Origin of the sequence: Arsenicicoccus dermatophilus, assembly GCF_046267915.1 — a bacterium.
Classification (GTDB): Bacteria; Actinomycetota; Actinomycetes; order Actinomycetales; family Dermatophilaceae; genus Arsenicicoccus; species Arsenicicoccus dermatophilus_A.
On sequence record NZ_CP176520.1, the window covers coordinates 3,088,899 to 3,106,659 of the forward strand.

Annotated in this window: 13 protein-coding genes and 1 pseudogene; 5 read left to right on the forward strand and 9 right to left on the reverse strand. The window is 73.7% G+C overall.

Annotated elements, in window-relative coordinates; translation table 11 throughout:
* Positions 1 to 101: 101 nt before the first annotated feature.
* A complete protein-coding gene (locus tag ACK2IS_RS14550) occupies positions 102 to 500 on the forward strand; it encodes an SRPBCC family protein (protein ID WP_409484006.1) in 399 nt (132 codons plus the stop codon).
* Between the two features lie 60 nt (positions 501 to 560).
* On the opposite strand, the gene ACK2IS_RS14555 is transcribed toward ACK2IS_RS14550, so the two are convergent.
* The 7 genes and pseudogenes from ACK2IS_RS14555 to ACK2IS_RS14585 form a co-directional block, all read right to left on the reverse strand.
* A complete protein-coding gene (locus ACK2IS_RS14555) occupies positions 561 to 1,883 on the reverse strand; it encodes an AI-2E family transporter (protein WP_409484007.1) in 1,323 nt (440 codons plus the stop codon).
* A 135-nt stretch (positions 1,884 to 2,018) separates the two neighbouring features.
* Positions 2,019 to 3,632 carry a phospholipase D family protein gene (locus ACK2IS_RS14560; RefSeq protein ID WP_409484008.1) on the reverse strand — a complete coding sequence of 538 codons (1,614 nt, stop codon included), beginning with the start codon at positions 3,630 to 3,632 and terminating at the stop codon, positions 2,019 to 2,021.
* Positions 3,633 to 3,685: 53 nt separating this feature from the next.
* Positions 3,686 to 4,615 carry an EamA family transporter gene (locus ACK2IS_RS14565; protein WP_409484009.1) on the reverse strand — a complete coding sequence of 310 codons (930 nt, stop codon included), beginning with the start codon at positions 4,613 to 4,615 and terminating at the stop codon, positions 3,686 to 3,688.
* Between the two features lie 20 nt (positions 4,616 to 4,635).
* Positions 4,636 to 5,538: an oxidoreductase gene (locus ACK2IS_RS14570; protein ID WP_409484010.1), complete on the reverse strand. Its 903-nt coding sequence runs from the start codon at positions 5,536 to 5,538 to the stop codon at positions 4,636 to 4,638.
* A 163-nt stretch (positions 5,539 to 5,701) separates the two neighbouring features.
* Complete coding sequence (locus ACK2IS_RS14575) at positions 5,702 to 6,553, reverse strand: PhzF family phenazine biosynthesis protein (protein ID WP_409484011.1); 852 nt, start codon at positions 6,551 to 6,553, stop codon at positions 5,702 to 5,704.
* Between the two features lie 180 nt (positions 6,554 to 6,733).
* Positions 6,734 to 8,482 (reverse strand): alpha/beta hydrolase, encoded by a 1,749-nt coding sequence (locus ACK2IS_RS14580; RefSeq protein WP_409484012.1) that lies wholly within the window; start codon positions 8,480 to 8,482, stop codon positions 6,734 to 6,736.
* A gap of 271 nt (positions 8,483 to 8,753) precedes the next feature.
* A pseudogene (locus ACK2IS_RS14585) lies at positions 8,754 to 8,936 on the reverse strand (IS256 family transposase); the annotation flags it as partial.
* 195 nt (positions 8,937 to 9,131) lie between these two features.
* Between ACK2IS_RS14585 and ACK2IS_RS14590 the strand changes: the two are divergent.
* The 4 genes from ACK2IS_RS14590 to ACK2IS_RS14605 all read left to right on the forward strand — a co-directional run bounded on the left by ACK2IS_RS14590 (position 9,132) and on the right by ACK2IS_RS14605 (position 15,898).
* A complete protein-coding gene (locus tag ACK2IS_RS14590) occupies positions 9,132 to 12,662 on the forward strand; it encodes a proline dehydrogenase family protein (protein WP_409484013.1) in 3,531 nt (1,176 codons plus the stop codon).
* A gap of 168 nt (positions 12,663 to 12,830) precedes the next feature.
* The gene (locus ACK2IS_RS14595; RefSeq protein ID WP_409484014.1) at positions 12,831 to 13,058 is read left to right on the forward strand and encodes a hypothetical protein; all 228 of its coding nucleotides are present in this window, start codon (positions 12,831 to 12,833) and stop codon (positions 13,056 to 13,058) included.
* A complete protein-coding gene (gene eis / locus ACK2IS_RS14600) occupies positions 13,055 to 14,281 on the forward strand; it encodes an enhanced intracellular survival protein Eis (protein ID WP_409484015.1) in 1,227 nt (408 codons plus the stop codon). Before ACK2IS_RS14595 ends, eis begins: the two co-directional genes overlap by 4 nt.
* A gap of 210 nt (positions 14,282 to 14,491) precedes the next feature.
* A complete protein-coding gene (locus ACK2IS_RS14605; protein ID WP_409484016.1) occupies positions 14,492 to 15,898 on the forward strand; it encodes a trypsin-like peptidase domain-containing protein in 1,407 nt (468 codons plus the stop codon).
* A 97-nt stretch (positions 15,899 to 15,995) separates the two neighbouring features.
* Here ACK2IS_RS14605 and ACK2IS_RS14610 read toward each other — a convergent pair whose 3' ends face one another.
* Together ACK2IS_RS14610 and ACK2IS_RS14615 are read right to left on the reverse strand one after the other, a co-directional pair.
* Positions 15,996 to 16,787: an alpha/beta fold hydrolase gene (locus tag ACK2IS_RS14610; RefSeq protein ID WP_409484017.1), complete on the reverse strand. Its 792-nt coding sequence runs from the start codon at positions 16,785 to 16,787 to the stop codon at positions 15,996 to 15,998.
* Positions 16,788 to 16,804: 17 nt separating this feature from the next.
* Positions 16,805 to 17,761 carry a hypothetical protein gene (locus ACK2IS_RS14615; protein WP_409484018.1) on the reverse strand — a complete coding sequence of 319 codons (957 nt, stop codon included), beginning with the start codon at positions 17,759 to 17,761 and terminating at the stop codon, positions 16,805 to 16,807.

Genomic DNA, 17,761 nt, shown 5'->3' on the forward strand with positions numbered 1-17,761 from the left:
CGGTCGCCGGGCTGCTGACCGGCCTCGTCGGGTGGGGCACCGACCACCTGGCGCGCCGCGGCTGATAGGACTGGAGGGCACCCACCACACGAGGAGACCCCATGTCCGAGCACACCCGCACCATCACGGTCGACGCCCCCGCCGACATCGCCTTCGGCTACCTGAGCGACGCGCGCAACCTGCCCGACTTCATGCCCCGGATGCGGTCGGTCGAGCCGCAGGGCGACGGCACCGTCGCCGTCACCGCCGTGGTCACCCCCGACGGCAAGCAGGAGCTCGAGGTGCACGGCACCGCCCAGCTCGAGGTCGACGAGGCCGCCCGCACCATGCGCTGGAGCTCCGAGCGGCACAGCTACCACGGCTCCCTCGCCGTCACCGGCGAGCGCCCCGCCGAGCTGCAGATCGCGCTGAGCACCGAGCACGGCGACCCGGCCACCATCGACATGGGCCTGGACCAGGCGCTCGAGGCGATCAAGACCCGCATCGAGGCGCGCGTCTGACCGCTCCGTCGCAGGCCGAGGGCCTCGCACCCGCTCCCCGGGTGCGAGGCCCTCGGCCTGTCAGCTCACCGCGGCGTCGGACTCGGCGGCGTCGGACTCGGCGCACGCGGCCTCCGGCGACGACAGCCGCTCGTCCTCGGGCCCGGGCGGAAGCGGCAGGTGGGAGGCCCGCAGCGTCGCGTTGGCGAAGGCCACCAGCGGCACCGCGAAGAGCGCGCCCGCCACGCCGGCCACGGCCGTGCCCGCCAGCACCGACAGGGCGACGCCGAGCGGGTGGACCTCGACGTTGCGGCTCATGATCAGCGGCTGCAGCAGGTGCGCCTCGAGCTGCACCAGGATCACGATGGTGACGGCGACGACGAGGGCGGCGCCCGGGCCGTGCTCGATCAGGGACACCGCGATGCAGAAGCAGCCGGTCACCGTCATGCCGATCAGCGGGATGAAGGACCCGACGAAGATCAGCACCGCCAGTGCGACCGCCATCGGCACGTGCAGGACCAGCAGCACCACCCAGATCGTGGTGGCGTGCAGCGTGGCGATGATCGTCACGCCGCGCATGTAGCCGCCGAGGGTGTGCCAGCCGACGCGCCCGACCTGGTCGAGACGGCGCCGCGATCCGGCGGGCATCAGGCCGAGCACCCAGCGCCAGATCTCCTCGCCGTCACGGAGCAGGAAGAAGGTGCTGAGCAGCAGCAGGAGCCCGCCCGCCACGATCTCGGACAGCGTCGACATGGTGGTGATCGCGCTGGACACGAGGGTGCCCTGGTTCTTGGAGATGGCGTCGGACGCCTCGGCGAGGTACTTGTCGAGCTGCTTGTCGCTCACCTGCAGCGGTCCGTCGTGCAGCCACGAGCCTGCCTGCTTGAGGAACTCCGTGAACTGCTCCCCCATCCGCGGGGCGTTGGCGGAGATCTGCATGGCGACGAAGGTGATGATCGCGCCGATCACCGCGATGCCGAGCAGCAGCGCCAGGAAGGCCGCCAGCGAGTGCGGCACCCGCGCCCCGTCGCGCAGCCGGCGCTGCACCGGGCCGAGCACGGCCGTCAGCAGCAGGGCGATCACGAAGGGGATGGTGACGATCGGGACCGCGCCGAGGACGTGGGCGACCAGCCACACGGCGGCGGCGATGAGGATCAGCCGCCAGCTCCACGCGGCGGCGGCCCGCACGGCCAGGGGGATCGGGTCGGCGTCGTCGTGGGGGCCCGGCACCGTGACGTGCACGTGGGCGGTGGGCTGGGGCGTGTCCGCGGCGGCGGCCCACTGCGAGGGCGGCGGCGCGTCGAGCCGGGCCCGGACCGTGCGGGCCACCGTCCCGATCGTCCCCCGGAGGAGGGGCGTCCGGGTGGCGCCGCTCTGGTCGTCGTGCAGGTCGTCCTGGTCCATCACGGTCCTCTCGGGCGGTCGCGCACCATGATTCATGGCCCGGCTGGGGTTTCTCGGCCCGAGGACACCGTATGCCGAACGGGGGACCTCAAGGCCGTTCCGTCATCCGCCCGTGACCAACTCGCCGGCCGCGGCTCAGAACTCCCGCGCCCGCCGCAGCGCCCCGGGCCGCCCGTCGGGGTCGTGCAGCAGGTCGTAGACGACCTTGCACCAGGCCCGGGTCAGCGGCCCCTGCTCGACGGGCCGGAGCCGGCGCAGGCGTCCCGGCGGCCGCTCCCCCGAGCACCCGCCCGCGTGCCAGGCCTCGAGCCGGTCCGCGCACTCGGCATAGGCCCGGAACATGCCGCGGTTGCCGATGCAGTCGCCCATGACGGCGTGGAGCTGCTCGTCGGAGGGGTCGGGCGGCAGCTCGCGGCCCAGGTGCTCGGCGGCGAGCAGGAGGCGCAGGCGGCGGGCGTAGGCGTTGTGGTCGGTGCCGGCGTCGTCGTAGACCACGGCCGACAGCTCCGAGTCGTGGGTCCACGAGCGGCGGTTGAAGTTGTCCGACCCGATCGTGGCCCACCTGTCGTCCATGACGCAGACCTTGGCGTGGACGTAGACCGGGGTCCCGGCAGGGTTCTCGATGCCGTAGACCCCGACCCGGTCGGGTCCGGCCTGCTCGATGATCGACAACGCCTGGTGGCGGCCGTAGAGCTGCGGCTGCCGCGACAGCGCGCCGGACTGGTCGGGCACCTGCGGCAGCACCGCGATGACGTGCAGGTCCGGGCTGGTCGACAGGGTGTCCTTGAACTGGTCGGCCACGTCGGAGGACCAGAGGTACTGGTCCTCGATGTAGATCAGGTGGTCGGCGCGCGCGAGCGCCTTGGAGTAGCCCCGGGCCACGGACCGTTCGCCTCCGCGGGCGAAGGGATAGTCCCGGCCGTGGCGCAGGTCGGGATAGGTGCGCAGCAGCTGCACGTGGTGCGTGCCGCCGACCACGGGCGGCGGCGGAGGCATGCGCGGCGGCAGCGGGTCGGGGTCGGTGTCGTCGCCGCGCCACCGGTCGGCGGCCATCCGGATCGGGCTGCGCGACAAGGGGGTCGGGTCGTTCCACCGCTCCCGGAAGACCGTCTCCACGTCATGCACCGCCGGCCCCTGCAGGCACACCTGCACGTCGTGCCAGGGCGGCGTGTCGCCGAACTCCTCGGCCATGTCCTGGGTCTGCGGGTCGCCGCCGTGGCCGCGGTCGTCGCCGCGGGAGTGGCACAGGTCGATGCCGCCGACGTAGGCGACGTCGCGGGTGGGGTCGTCGCGGTGCCGGATCACCACGAACTTCTGGTGGTGGCTGCCGCCGGTGCGCACCCGCATGTCGAGCAGCACCTCGGCGCCCTCGCGCTGCAGCTGCTCGCCGAAGCGGCGGTTCTCGGTGCCGGAGAAGTGCAGCTTGTCCCAGTGCGAGCGCCACACCAGGCCGCGCACGTCGGCCCCGCGACGCACCGCGCGGATGAGCACGGCCGCGATCTCCGAGCCGGGGTCCTCGGGCAGCAGCCGCTCATCCGGGTCGCCGCGCCAGTCGGCGAACCACACCAGGTCCCCCTCGCCGACCGCCTCCAGCCGGGCGTGCAGGTGGCGGAAGTACTCCCGACCGTGGATCAGGGGAGTCGCAAGGTTGCCGTCGCTCCACGCCTGGTCGTCCGGGTGCACGTCGTCCAGGGTGGTGCGCGGGTTGGCCCGCTCGTCCTTGGTGAGGAGCCAGTCCCGGATGGTCATGCCACTCATTCTGCCCGCAGGCCGGAACGCGTGCCCCACCTGCCCGGGCACGTTCAGCCTGCGGCGATCAGACCCACGGCCGCGGCGCAGCCGAGCAGGCCCACCACCTGGGTGCGGCTCGCCCGCTCCCCCAGCACGGCCATGGCGAGCAGCACGGTGAACGCCGGGTAGAGCGACGCCACCACCGGCACGATCGTCAGTCGGCCCCCGCCTGCCCGGCTCGCCAGGAAGTAGGTCAGCGCGCCGAAGGCGCCGGTGAGCCCCACCGACCAGGCGGGCAGCGCCGCCCGCACCCCGCCGTCGGGGCGTCGGTGGGCCCGCTGCTGCAGGACGATCGCCCACATCGCGACCAGGGAGCCGAGCTGGCAGACGGCCACCGGCCAGCTCCCGGCACCAGCCCCGGCGTGCGCCAGGGCGACGAAGTAGACCGCGAAACCCACGCCGGCGAGCAGCCCGTCGCGGACCCCCGCCCGGTCGTCGTGCGAGGCGGTGGGGGTGCCGGTGCCGCTCCCGGCGAGGCTCGCGCCACCGCTCCCGTCGCCCGTCTGCGCGCCACTCTTCCCGCTCGGGCCACCGCCCTCGCCGGCCGCCACCGCCCACACCGCTGGCAGGGCCAGCGCGATCCCGACCAGGGCGATCGGTGTCGGTCGCTCCCCGAGCGCCACCCCGAGCAGCACCGGCAGCCCGGCCGCGCAGACGGCGGACAGCGGGCCGGCGACGTGCATCGCCCCCGCGGCCAGGCCCCGCATCAGCATCAGCGTGCCGAAGACGTGCCCGACGGTCGCGGCCAGGCCCCACACCACGGCCTGACGGGTCGGCGGGCTGCCCTGGGCGAGCGCGAGCGCCGTCAGGCAGGTCGCCGAGAAGGTCTGGGCGACGGCAGCCACCACGAGGAAGTGACGCCGACGCGACTGCACGCCCGACAGGAAGTCCGAGACGCCGTACAGCACGGCCGAGACGAGGGCATAGGTGATGGCGAGCACGCCTCCACCCTGTCAGACCCTCAGACCCGGAAGGTGACTCCCGTGAGCTCCTCGCACAGCTGCCACAGCTGGGCGGCCTTGCGGCGGTCGTGGGAGGCGGCGCTGGAGCCCACGGTGCGCGGGTGGCCCTGCGCCTCCAGGAAGCCGTCGGGGCCGACATAGCTGCCACCGGGCAGGTCGTCGACGGTGGCGGCGTACAGCTCGGGCAGGGCGCCGTCGGCGGCGGTCTGGGCGACCTGGCGGACCTTGGCGGTGGCCCGCATGGCGCGGTCGGCCCAGGCGTTGCCGGTGCGGCCCTGCAGGTCGGTGTCGGAGTAGCCGGGGTGCGCCGCCACCGAGCGCAGCGGCGAGCGGGCGGCGGTGAGGCGGCGCTGCAGCTCGTAGGCCAGCATCAGGTCCATCAGCTTGGACTGCCCGTAGGCCGCCCACGGCTGGTAGGGGCGCCGCTCGAAGCTCGGGTCGGCCAGGTCCAGCCGCCCCATCCGGTGCATCAGCGACGATAGCCACACCACCCGGTCGGTCAGGCGCGGCAGGAGCTGCGCGGTGAGCGCGAAGTGACCGAGCACGTTGGTGGCGAGCTGCATCTCGTGGCCGTCGACGCTGCGGGCGTGGGGGATGGCCATGACCCCGGCGTTGTTGACCAGCGTCTCGATGCGCCAGTCCGCCAGCTCCTGCGCGAAGCTGCGCACGGAGGCCAGGGAGGCGAGGTCGAGGTGGCGCACCTCGGCGTCGCCGGCGCCGCTGCGGTCGACGGTCGCGAGGGCGGCCTCGGCCTTGGGCAGGTCGCGGCAGGCCATGACCACGTAGCCGCCCTTGGCGACGAGGGCGCGGGTGGTCTCGAGCCCGAGGCCCGAGCTGGCCCCGGTCACGACGAAGACGCGGCCGGTCTGGTCGGGGATGTCCTTGGCGGTCCAGGTGCTCATGGCTCCAGTCTGACCCAGGTGCTCATGGCTCCAGTCTGACCCAGGTATGCCGGCCGGCGTCCCGCCTGACCCGCTCTCCCCGGCACCCGCCTCATACGACCGCAGCCGCGAGTGCGGGCCCCCGGATCGACCGGTGGGCCCGCCCTCGTGGTGCCGGCGACCGTCACAGGTGCATGTGGCCGGTGGCGATCTCCTTGGCGTGGCCCCCGAGGGAGACCTGACCGTCGGCGTCGATGTTCATCAGCAGCATCGAGGGACGCTCGATCTCGCGCCCCTGGTAGACGCGGTAGGCCTTGTCACGCTCGCCCCGGGCGGCGAGGACCTCGCCGAGGCGGGAGGCACCGGACGCGGTGGCCGCGACCTCGAGGACACCGCCCTGGGGGCCGTAGAACATGCGCGACTCGATCTCGCCGTCCTCGCGGAAGGCCCAGACGTAGACCTGCGGCTCGACGTGCAGGAGCATGGCGTACTGGTGCAGCAGGCGGGCGTCGATGCGCGCCTCGTGCACGTCCTGCGCGGTGGCGAGCTGCAGCACGATCGTCGAGCGGCTGAAGGTGACCTTGACGGTCGGGTCCATGATCGCGGGCATCTTGCGCCCGACGAGGCCGGCGAGGAAACGCTTCTCGGTCTTGATCTCCTCGATCGTGGCTTTGCGGCCGATCATGGTCCAGTGGTCGCCGGAGTCGATGACCTGGATCTCGGGGTGCTTCTGCCCGACGAGCCTGATCACGCCGCCCTCGGGAGCGCCGTCGAGCTCCTTGAGGACCTGGGCGGTCGCCATCGACGGGCCGCCCGCGAAGCCGGACGCCCCCTCGGGCTGGAAGAAGCGGACCTCGGGGTTGCCGTCGGCGTCGTAGCCGGTGATGAAGGAGCACTCGCACCCGAGCTGGCGGGCCGTCTGCTTCATGGTCTCGTCGTCGAGACCGGAGGCGTCCGTGAACACCGCGACGGCGTTGCCGGAGAAGAGGTCCTCCGGCGTGGTGAACACGTTGAGGAGTCGGTAGTCGCAAGGCATGGGCCCAGGCTAGCCGTCGGGCCCGGCTCCGGCAGCGGGAGGTCGCTCCCCACGCTGTGACCCCCGTCTCGCGGTGTGCGCCGGGTCGTCACGGCGAGAGCCGGTCGGCGGCCGTGGACGACCACGACCGCCGACCGGCTCTCGCCGAGGGGATCCGGCCGAGGACCTCGGCCGAAGACCTCAGCCGAGGTTGGTGAACAAGGGGTGGTCAGGCGTGCAGACGGTGTCCTTGGCAGGGGCCTTGCCGGTGAGCAGGTAGCTCGTGCGGACCTTGTCGACGCAGGAGGACACGTCGAGGGCGCCGTGGCCGAAGCCGTTCTTGAGGGTGACCAGGCGCGAGGTCGGCAGGATCGAGCGGTAGGCCTTGGCGCCGGAGTAGGGCGTGGCGGGGTCGTGCTCGGTGCCGATCACCATCACCGGGGTGGACGTGGACCTGGTGAACGGGCCGCGGTAGGCCGACGCCGACGAGCCCGGCCAGCCCGCGCAGGCGCTGGAGCGCCACAGCCAGAAGGGTCCGAAGTTCCCGGCCGCCTTGCGCGTGCGCGGGTCGGCCGTCATCCAGGCCTTGCCCGTCGCCGGGTTGACGCTGTCCGCGCACAGCACCCCCTGGAAGGTCGCGTCGTACGTCGGGGCCTCCGACGGCTCGCCGGCGGGGGCCGGGGCGGCGAGGACCTGGGCCGGGCCCGTGGACCGGCGGGCCTTCTCGGGCAGCAGGGGGCTGGTGAGCGACGCCCCGGACGGGTGCTCGCGCTTGACCTTGGCGGCCAGGGCCTGGAGCCGGGCCACGGCCTGCTTGGCGTCGGCGGCGGGGGTGTCGGCCCGCGCCGAGGCTCGGGGCGCCACGGCCTCGCGCAGGTTCTCCAGGGCCGGCAGCAGCACCGGGATGTCGTCGTAGGAGTACAGCACCTGCGTCGTCAGGGCGATGACGTCGTCGACGCGCAGGGTCGTGCCGTCCTTGAGGTCGATCGGGCCCTTGGACAGGCGGTCCATGAGGACCTTCCAGTCCTCCCGGGCCGTCGTGGCCTGGGGGCAGCGCTTGACGCCGCTGCGCTCGCACTCGGCGAGGACGGCGTTCATCTCCTCGGAGGCACCCTTGTGGGAGTTGATGCGCTCGGTGACCGGCACGTTCATCCCCTCCTTGGCCCGTCCCGTGGCCCAGGCCACGGGGTCCAGCACCCCGTCGACGACGAGGGCGCGGACGTTCTGCGGATACATCGCGGCGTAGGTCGCGCCGAGGTAGGTGCCGTAGGAGATGCCGTAGTAGGTGATCTTCTTGTCCCCCAGCGCCCGTCGGGCCAGGTCCAGGTCGCGGGCCGTGTCCGCCGTGGTCATGTGGTCCAGGATCCGCGGCTTGTGCTGGCGGCAGGTGCGGCGGAAGGCCTCGTCGTAGGCCAGGTGCTGCTGCATCTCCTTGGCGTTGATCGGGAAGGCGCTCTCGCCGGCCGTCGGCATGGTCTCGCCCGGCTTGCCCGTGCAGACGGCGAGATCGGCACCCTCGACCCCACGAGGGCCGACGCCGACCACGTCGAACCGGTGCCGGACCTCGGACCCGAGCGCCTGGGACAGCCCCCGCACCGAGCTCGTGGCCTGGCCGCCGGGACCACCCGGGTTGACGAACACCGAGCCGATGCGCTTGCGCTGGTCGTCGGCGGGGCGGCGGGAGAGCACGAGCGTGATCGTCCCCTTGGACAGGTCACGGTAGTCCAGCGGGGCGTCCATGGTGCCGCACTGCAGACCCTGCCCGCAGTGCTGCCAGGAGATCCGCGGGGTGGTCAGCGCCCGGGTGGCCCGCACCGTGCGCTGGTCGCCCTCGGCAGCCGCACGGGCGGCGGCGGGCGAGCCGGGTGCCGCGGAAGCGGCAGGCGCCACGGCGTTGCCGGCGAGGGCGAGGGTGAGCGCCGCCAGGGTGGCGGCACGGTTGGATGACATCGATGGTCTCCTCACGAGAACGGCTGGCCCCCCCGGGCCGCGGATGGGGAGCCCGACCGGCGATGGCGACGACGGAGCTCCAGACCCATGGAACACCACGGCCTTTGGCTTTTCATGAGAGAGGTCCCTGCAGGCCTACTTCCACGCCGCCGCGCCGGCGTTGCCCAGCTCCCTGTCTCGACGCCCCTCTAGGGCGTGTCTGCCGAGGGTGATGGGGTGACACGCGACTGTGGGTCTGTCCGTTTAACGGTGGGCGGGTAGCCCAGCGTGTTCAGTTGAACGAGGGACTGATGCGTCCCTCGAAGGTGATGGCGAAGGCGTTAAGTGGCGCCTTCCACCTGATGACCCATCGTGCCCTACCGCGCCCGGTCGGGTCGAGGGATCGGGTGACGAGGTACAGGCACTTGAGCGCGGCGGCGTCGTTGGGGAAGTGACCCCGTGTCCGGGGTGCACGCAGTGATGGTGCCGAACGAGGAGGCGTCGAAGGTCTGGTCACCGGTCAGGGGCGAGCACGCGGTCACGGCCAGGGCGTCCTGGACGGGACCCCGTCGCCGTGGTTCACCCCGGGTCCACCGCCGGCTCACCCGTCGCGTCGATTGCGCACACCCCGCCCATGACGGGTCGGGCCCCGCGGTGAACAATCGGGCTCATGACGGATCACCGACGCTCCGACACCGTTCTCACCCCTGCCACCGGCCACGCGGCGGTCGCCGCGATCGCCGACGAGGCGGTCGAGGTGGCTCGCCGCTGGGCACGCGCCACGGCGGAGGGCGCGACCCGCTCGGAGCGGGCCACGTCCGCCCAGCTCGGGGCCCTGCTCCGGGACGAGACCGGGCTCGACCTGGCGGTCACCTTCGTCGACGAGGTCGCCCGGCCCGAGGACCCCTACGTCGCCGCCAAGGTGCTGTCCACCATCACGGCCTCCGACGCGGGCTCCTTCCTCGGCCCGGTGGACCGGTCGCTGCTCGGCCTCGGCGCCCGGGTCGCGCCGCTCGCGCCACCGGTCGTGGTGCCGATCGCCCGCAAGCGGCTTCGCCAGATCGTCGGTCACCTGGTCGCCGACGCCTCCGACCCCGGTCTGGCCCGCCACCTCGCGGCCGCCCGGGCCGAGGGCTTCCGGCTCAACGTCAACCTGCTCGGCGAGGCGGTGCTCGGCGAGCACGAGGCCGCGAGCCGCACCGAGCGCACCCGGGCCCTGCTCGCCCGCCCGGACGTCGACTACGTGTCGATCAAGGTGTCCTCGCTGGTCAGCCAGATCTCCACGTGGGACACCGAGGGGACCGTCGAGCGGGTGCTGGAGCGCCTGCGGCCGCTCTACCGCACCGCCGCGCAGAAGCAGCCCCGGGCCTTCGTCAACCTCGACATGGAGGAGTACAAGGACCTCGACCTCACCATGGAGGTCTTCGAGCGGATGCTGCGCGAGGAGGAGTTCCACCACCTCGAGGCGGGCATCGTGCTGCAGGCCTACCTGCCCGACGCCGTCCCGGCGCTGGAGCGGCTGATCCGGTTCGCCCAGGAACGGCACGCGGCCGGCCACGCGGGCATCAAGATCCGCGTCGTCAAGGGCGCCAACCTCGCGATGGAGCGCGCCGAGGCCGAGGTCCACGGGTGGCAGCAGGCGCCATACACCACCAAGGAGGACGTGGACGCCAACTACCTGTCCTTCGTGGAGCGGGCGCTGCGCCCCGACGCCACCGAGGTCATGCGCCTCGGCGTCGCCTCGCACAACCTCTTCGACACCGCGGTCGCCTACCTGCTGGCGCGCCGCCGCGGCTGCCTGGACGCCCTCGACGTGGAGATGCTGCAGGGCATGGCCCCGAGCCAGGCCCGCGCGGTCAAGGAGGACGTCGGCTCGGTCCTGCTCTACACCCCCGTCGTCGCCCCCGAGGACTTCGACGTCGCCGTGAGCTACCTGATCCGGCGGCTGGAGGAGAACGCCCAGCCGCAGAACTTCCTGCACGCGATGTTCGCCGCCGACCCCCAGGCGGGCGCCAAGGGCCGCGGCCGGTCCGGCCCGGACTCCGGCAGCCACGACGCGATGGCCGACCAGGAGCGCCGGTTCCGCGAGTCGGTGGCCGCGATGGCCACGACCCCGGTCGGGCCGCGTCGCACCCCGGACCGGGCGGCGATCACGGACCGCTTCGACAACACCGCCGACTCCGACCCGGCGCTGCCCGCGGTGCGCGAGTGGGCCCGTCGAGCCGTGACGTCCAAGCCGGCGCCGCTCACCTCCCCGGTGCTGGGGTCCGTCGCCGACGTCGACGCCGTGGTGGCCCGCGCGGTCGCCGCGGCCCCCGCGTGGGCCGGGCGCCCCGCCCGGGACCGCGCCGGTGTCCTGCGCGAGGCCGCCCGCCGGCTCGAGGAGCGACGCGGCGAGCTGATCACCGTCATGGCCGCCGAGGGCGGCAAGACCGTCGCCGAGGGCGACCCCGAGGTCAGCGAGGCCGTCGACTTCGCGCGCTACTACGCCGACCGGGCCCTGGAGCTCGACCTCGGGGCGTCGGCGCACACCGACGGCTCGACCTTCGCCCCCGACCGCGTCGTGCTGGTCACCCCGCCGTGGAACTTCCCGGTCGCCATCCCGATCGGCGGTGTCCTCGCCGCCCTGGCCGCCGGCGCCGCCGTGATCATCAAGCCCGCCGCCCCCACGACCGGCTGCGTCGAGGTCGCCGCCGCCGCGCTCTGGGCGGCAGGGGTGCCCCGCGAGACGCTCCAGGTGGTCCGCTGCGACGAGGGCGACGTGGGCCGGGCGCTCGTGGCGCACCGCGACGTGGACACCGTGGTCCTGACCGGGGCCACCGAGACGGCCGAGCTGTTCGCCGGGTGGCGGGCCGAGCACCCTGCCGGTCCCCGGGTGTATGGCGAGACCTCCGGCAAGAACGCCCTGGTCATCACCCCCGCGGCCGACCTCGACCTGGCGGCGGCCGACCTGGTGCGCAGCGCCTTCGGGCACGCCGGGCAGAAGTGCTCCGCCGCCTCCCTCGGCATCCTCGTGGGGTCCGTCGGCCGCTCCGAGCGCTTCCGCCACCAGCTCGTCGACGCGGTGCGCTCGCTGCGCGTCGGGTGGCCGCAGGACCTGGGCGCCACCATGGGTCCGGTCATCGAGCCGCCCTCGGGCAAGCTGCTGCGCGCGCTCACCACCCTGGAGCCCGGCGAGACCTGGCTGGTCGAGCCCCGACCGCTGGACCCCACCGGACGGCTCTGGTCGCCGGGGGTCAAGGACGGCGTGCGACCCGGGTCCTTCTTCCACCTCACCGAGGTCTTCGGGCCGGTGCTCGGCCTGATGCGCGCCCGCACCCTGCAGGAGGCCACCGAGCTGCAGGACGCCACGGCATACGGCCTCACCGGGGGTCTGCACTCCCTGGACGCAGACGAGATCGCTTGGTGGACCGAGCACGTCCAGGTGGGCAACGCCTACGTCAACCGGCACACCACCGGGGCGATCGTGCGCCGCCAGAGCTTCGGCGGGTGGAAGGGCTCGGTGGTGGGCCCCGGCGCCAAGGCCGGCGGCCCCAACTACGTCGCGCTGCTGGGTCGCTGGGACGAGGAGGCGCTGCCCACCCAGGGCACCACGCCCGCCCCGCGGGTGCGCGCCCTCGTGGACCGGCTGGCGCCCCTCGTGCCCGCCGCCGACCGGCCCCGGCTGGAGGCCGCGCTGCGGTCGGACGCGCAGGCCTGGCGCAGCGACCTGGGGGTCGAGCACGACGAGAGCGGGCTGTCGGTGGAGGCCAACGTCTTCCGCTACCGCCCGCACCCGCAGGTGCTCGTCCGGCTCGAGGAGGGGGCCCGTCCCGCCGACCTGGTCCGGCTGCTGGCCGCCGCCGCGCTGACCGGCTCCCGGGCCACCGTGTCCCTCGACCCCGCCGTCGCCGGCTGGTGGGAGGCGCTGGCCACCGGGTCCGGGGAGGCCCGGCAGGCGGCCGACGACCTGCGGGACGTCGTGCAGGTCGAGGACCGGGCCGCCTTCGTGGCCCGGGTCGGCGAGGCCGGACCCACCCGCGTGCGGGTCGTCGGGCAGGCGCAGCCCCTGGTGCGCGAGCTGGCCGGCTCGCCCACCACCGTGCTCACCGGTCCGGTGCTCGCCAACGGCCGCCGCGAGCTGCTGACCTTCCTGCGCGAGCAGGCGATCAGCCGCACGCTGCACCGCTACGGCCACGTGGCCCCGGACCTGGCCCGCTGACCGTCCGGCACCCCACGCCGCCGGCACCCCACGCCGCCGGCGGCCTACCCGCCCGAGCCCACGTGCCCGGTGACTCACTGGCCCGTGACTCACCGGGCGGTGGCCCGAGCGCGCCTGGCCCACGTAGCCCACCCGCCCCGGCCGGGGCGGGTGGGCTACGGTCGAGCCATGCCTGACGACGACGTCCGACGTCCCCCACGGTCCTGGGCCAGCCGCCTCGGCGAGGGCCTGGTGATGACCATCTCCCTGCTGATCCTGCGCCTGGTGATGCGGGGGCTGGGGCTGCTGCACGAGCCCTTCCTGGAGACGCTGACGCAGGCGGTGCTCTTCGGAGCGCTGTGGGTCGCCATCGCCTGGGTCTGGGACCGGATCCGCACCCGAGGGGACCGCGCGTGAGCGGGCCCGGCTCGGCCGGCGCCCGCACCACCCGCCTGCTGGGTCCGGACGACGCCATGGCCTCCGCCCGGCTGGGGTCAGAGGCCTTCGGCCATCCCGACCCGGGCCCCGACCAGCAGCTGCCCGACCCGGGTCGCGGCGGCCGGATCTGGGTGGGGACCATCGAGGGGGACGAGCTGATGGCCCAGGCGTGCGCGCTGCCCTATCGCACCTGGTGGGGCGGTCGTCAGATCCCCACGGCCGGGGTCGCCAGCGTGGCGGTCCGGCTGGAGGAGCGCGGGGCCGGCGCGCTCGCGCCCGTCCTCGACCAGCTGCACGACCGGGCCCGCGAGCGGGGCGACGTCCTGTCGCTGCTGTTCCCCACCGCCCCCGCGATCTACCGCCGCTTCGGCTACGAGACGGTCACGTCCTACGACCAGGTCGAGCTGGTCACCCGCGAGCTGCAGGACGCGCGCACCGTCGTCGCCACCGACCAGGTGCGGCTGCGACGGGCCGGTGCGGACGACCACGACGCGGTGCGCGCCGTCTACACCGCCTGGGCGGGCGCCCAGGACGGGCCGCTGACCCGCACCGGCGCGCTCTTCCCCGCCGACGGGGCGACCTTCCTGGAGCGGCTGGGAGGTGCCCGGGTCACCCTCGCCGAGGAGCACGGCCAGGTCACCGGCTACGCCATCTGGCGGCGCACCGACGGCTATCACGGCGGCACGACCGAGGTCGAGGACCTGGTGGCGACGAGCCCCGGGGCGTATGCCGTGCTCCTGCGCCACCTCGGCACCAGCCATCACGTCGCCCCGCGCACCACCGTGTGGACCAGCGGCGCCGACGTCGTGCGGACCTTCCTGCCCGGCACGACCTGGCGCGGGATCGACTGCCGACCGGCCATGCTGGCGGTGCTCGACGTGGTGGGGGCCTTCGAGGCGCGCGGCTACCCCGAGCACCTGCGCGCCGACCTGGCCTTCGCGGTGACCGGCCCCGGGCCGGTGGCCGGGAGCTACGCGCTGCAGGTGGCGGCGGGCCGCGCCCGGTGCACCCGGACGGAGCAGCCGGCCGGGCCGGACGGCATACGCACCCTGGACCCGCGTGGGCTGGCCCTGGCCTTTGCCGGAGCCCAGCCCTCGTCCGCGCAGCGGGCGACCGGCCTGCTCACCGGCCCGGCCGAGGACGACGGGTTGTGGGACGCCCTCGGCGGCGGTCGCCAGGTGCACGTACGCGACTACTTCTGACCATCACGGGGTGTGCGGATGCTTCGACCGGACGTAGCGAACACCCTGCGAAACCGCTTGACCACATCATGAATTCGTTTCCGAGAAACCTGGCAATTGACCCATCTGGGGGTTACCGTCGACCCCACCGGTACGACGGGACCCCTCCGCCCACCGGCGCCCGCAGGACCTCCCCCAGCGGCCACGGCCGCCAGCACCCGCAGGACTGACATGACCCGTCTGCTCACCCGCCGCTCCCTGACGGCGACCTTCGCCCTCGCCCTCGCCACCGGCGGCGTCGTCGCCGGTCAGGCTCAGGCCGCCTCCTCCTTCGGCACCTGGGACGCGATCGTCGCCCTGGACAACTGCTCCGGCTCCGTCGTCCGCTTCCCCGGCGCCGCCGACACCGACAAGGCCGTGGTGATGACCAACGGTCACTGCCTGCCGCAGATGCCGGACCCCAACACCTACGTCTACGACAAGGCCGCCAACCGCACCGTCACCATCCTGGGTGGCGAGGACGCGCACAAGGTCACCACGCTCACCCTGGACCGGATCCTCTACGCCACGATGACCGGCACCGATGTCGCGCTCTACCGCAGCACGGTGACCTACGCCCAGCTCAAGCAGAGCTCCGGCGTCACGGCCCGCCCGATGCTCACCACGCACCCGGTCGACGGCACCGCGCTGTCCATCCCCTCGGGCTACTGGAAGCAGGAGTACCGCTGCTCCATCAACGGCTTCGTGCCGCACCTGAAGGAGGAGGGCTACGTCTGGGACGACTCGATCCGTTACAGCGCCGGCTGCACCACCCCGCACGGCTCCTCCGGCTCCCCGATCATCGACCGCGGCACGGGCACGGTCATCGGCATCAACAACACCGGCAACGACGACGGTGAGCGTTGCACGATGAACAACCCCTGCGAGGTGGACGCGGCCGGCAACATCACGGTCCACAAGGGCCAGTCCTACGCCGAGCAGACCTACCAGATCAACGCGTGCTGGGAGAACGGCCGGGTCGACCTGGCCAAGGCCGGCTGCACCCTGTACGGCGCCACGGGCTCCCCCACGCCCGCCCCGACGCCCACGGCCACGCCCACGTCGACGCCCACCAGCACGCCCACGTCGACCCCCACCAGCACGCCCACGTCGACGCCCACCAGCACGCCGACGGACACGCCCACCGCCCAGCCCGGCGGTGACGTGATCGTCAACGGCGGCTTCGAGCAGGGTCGCACCGGGTGGACCGGCTCCAGCGGCGTGATCACCGACAACTCCGGCCGCAAGGCCCATGGCGGCTCCTGGAAGCTGTGGCTGGGTGGCAACGGGCGCACCGCGAGCGAGTACGCGCAGCAGACCATCACCGTCCCCGCCGGTGGCGCCACGCTGACCTACTGGATCGCCGTCGACACCGCCGAGACCAGCTCCTACAGCAAGTACGACAAGGCCACCGTGTCGGTCAACGGCACCACCGTGGCGTCTTACTCCAACCTGGACAAGACCAACGGCTACGTCCAGAAGTCCGTCGACCTGTCGAGCTACGCCGGCAAGTCGGTGACGCTGAAGTTCGCCGCCACCGAGGACTCCATGAACCAGACCTCCTTCGTCATCGACGACGTGGCGCTGGCCGGTCGCTGACCCGACCCACGCCGAAGGGCGGGTGACGAGAGCTCGTCACCCGCCCTTCGGCGTACCCCCGGTCCCTCACCCGGGCCGCCCCCGGCCGGAGAGCAGGTCAGCGGGTCGGGTGCCGGGCCACCTGGCCGAGGACGATCTCGGCGACCTCGGCGGCGTGCTGCACCGGCAGCCCGTGCCGGGCTCCCCGCAGCACCACGAGCTCGGCCCCCGGGATCCGCGCGGCGAGCAGCTCGGCGTTGCGCACCGGGTTGATCCGGTCGGCGTCGCCGTGGACGACGACCGTGGGCGCGGTGATCCGGGGCAGCGAGTCCCAGGAGTCGTGCCCGTGCGAGGCCCGGAAGTGCAGGCCGCGCTGCGCGGACCGGGTCGTGGTGGCCGCGTCGACCTCCTCCACGACGTCGTGGTGGGCGCCGAGCCAGGCCGGGGTGTAGTTGAGCAGCGCCATCTCGAGGGGGTCGCAGCGGGCCAGCGTGGCGTCCACGGCCTCGTCGCGCGGGGCGCCCATGCGGTCTCCGGGCGAGGTGCACAGCAGGGTGAGCGAGGCGACCCGGGCCGGGTGGTTGACGGCCAGCCACTGGGCGATGCGTCCGCCCATGGAGTGCCCCACGACGTGGACCCGGGGGACCTCGAGCAGGTCGAGCAGGGCGGCCGCGTCGTCGGCGAAGGAGCCCATGGTCGGGGGATCGCGTCGGTCCATGTCGTCGGAGTCGCCGGTGCCCCGCTGATCCAGGGCCAGGGTCTCGACCCGGCCGGCGAGCTCGCGCACCAGAGGGCCCCACAGCCGGTGGTCCTGGCTCATGCCCGGCACGAGCAGCACCGGCTCGCCTGCTCCCGTGCGGTCCACCGCGAGGTGAGATCCGTCAGGGAGGGCGATGCGATGCATGGTCATGCGCTCAGTGTGCTCCGTCAGGGGGCGATGGTGGTCGCCGGGGCGCCGGAGTTCTCCCGGACGGTCACCACCCCGGTGTCCATGGACCAGACCAGGGGCCCGTGACCGCTGCCGGACATGATGCTGACCCCCTCCGAGGTCCATCCGGCGAGCCCGCCGGCCCACTCAGCCGGGACGTCGTAGCTCGTGATCACCCGACCGGGGTTGCCGGCGTCGTAGACCTGGATCTGCTCCCCGCCCTGCTGGACCGCGACCGCGAGGTAGCGTCCGTTGGGGCTGGTGTCGTAGCCGCGGATGCTGCCCGACCCCGCCTGGGTGACGACGCTGTAGGACCGGTCGGGAAGGACGTTGAGCAGGATGCCGCGGTTGGGGCTGCCCGTGCTGCCGACCAGCGCGAGGTAGGACCCGCCCAGCGGGAGCCCCGAGAGCTTCGCGCTCGCGCCGTCAGGCAGGGCGACCGGGCCGTAGGGCGTGGTGAAGGTCGGGCCGGTGGGCTCGCCGGAGCCGGTGGGGCTCGGGGTGTCCCCGGCCGGAACCGTCGTGGTGGTGGTCCCGGTGGCCGGGTCGGTCGCCGTGGCCGTGGGGTCCCCCGTGGACTCGGTGGGGGCCGGCTCCGCCACGACCGTCGACGAGGACGTCGAGCGGTGCCGGCTGGTCGGGACGTCCGTCGGGCTGGGCGCCGTCGTCGTCGTGGTCGTGGCCGTCGGCCGGGGGATCGCCCGCCGGCTGGCCGAGGTGGTGCCCGCGGGCACCACCGTGTCGTCCTGCTGCCCCATCCGCGGCACCATGAGCGCCGCGCCGGCGACGAGCACCAGGGATGCTGCGGCTCCGCCGATGGCGGCGTTGCGGCGGCGGCGGCGCACCACCCGGCCGCGCTCGACCACCCACTCGCCCAGGTCGGGCGCGGGCTGGACGTCGTCCACGTGCCGGTCCAGCGAGCGCTGGATCAGCTGTCCGATCTCGTCGTCGCGCAC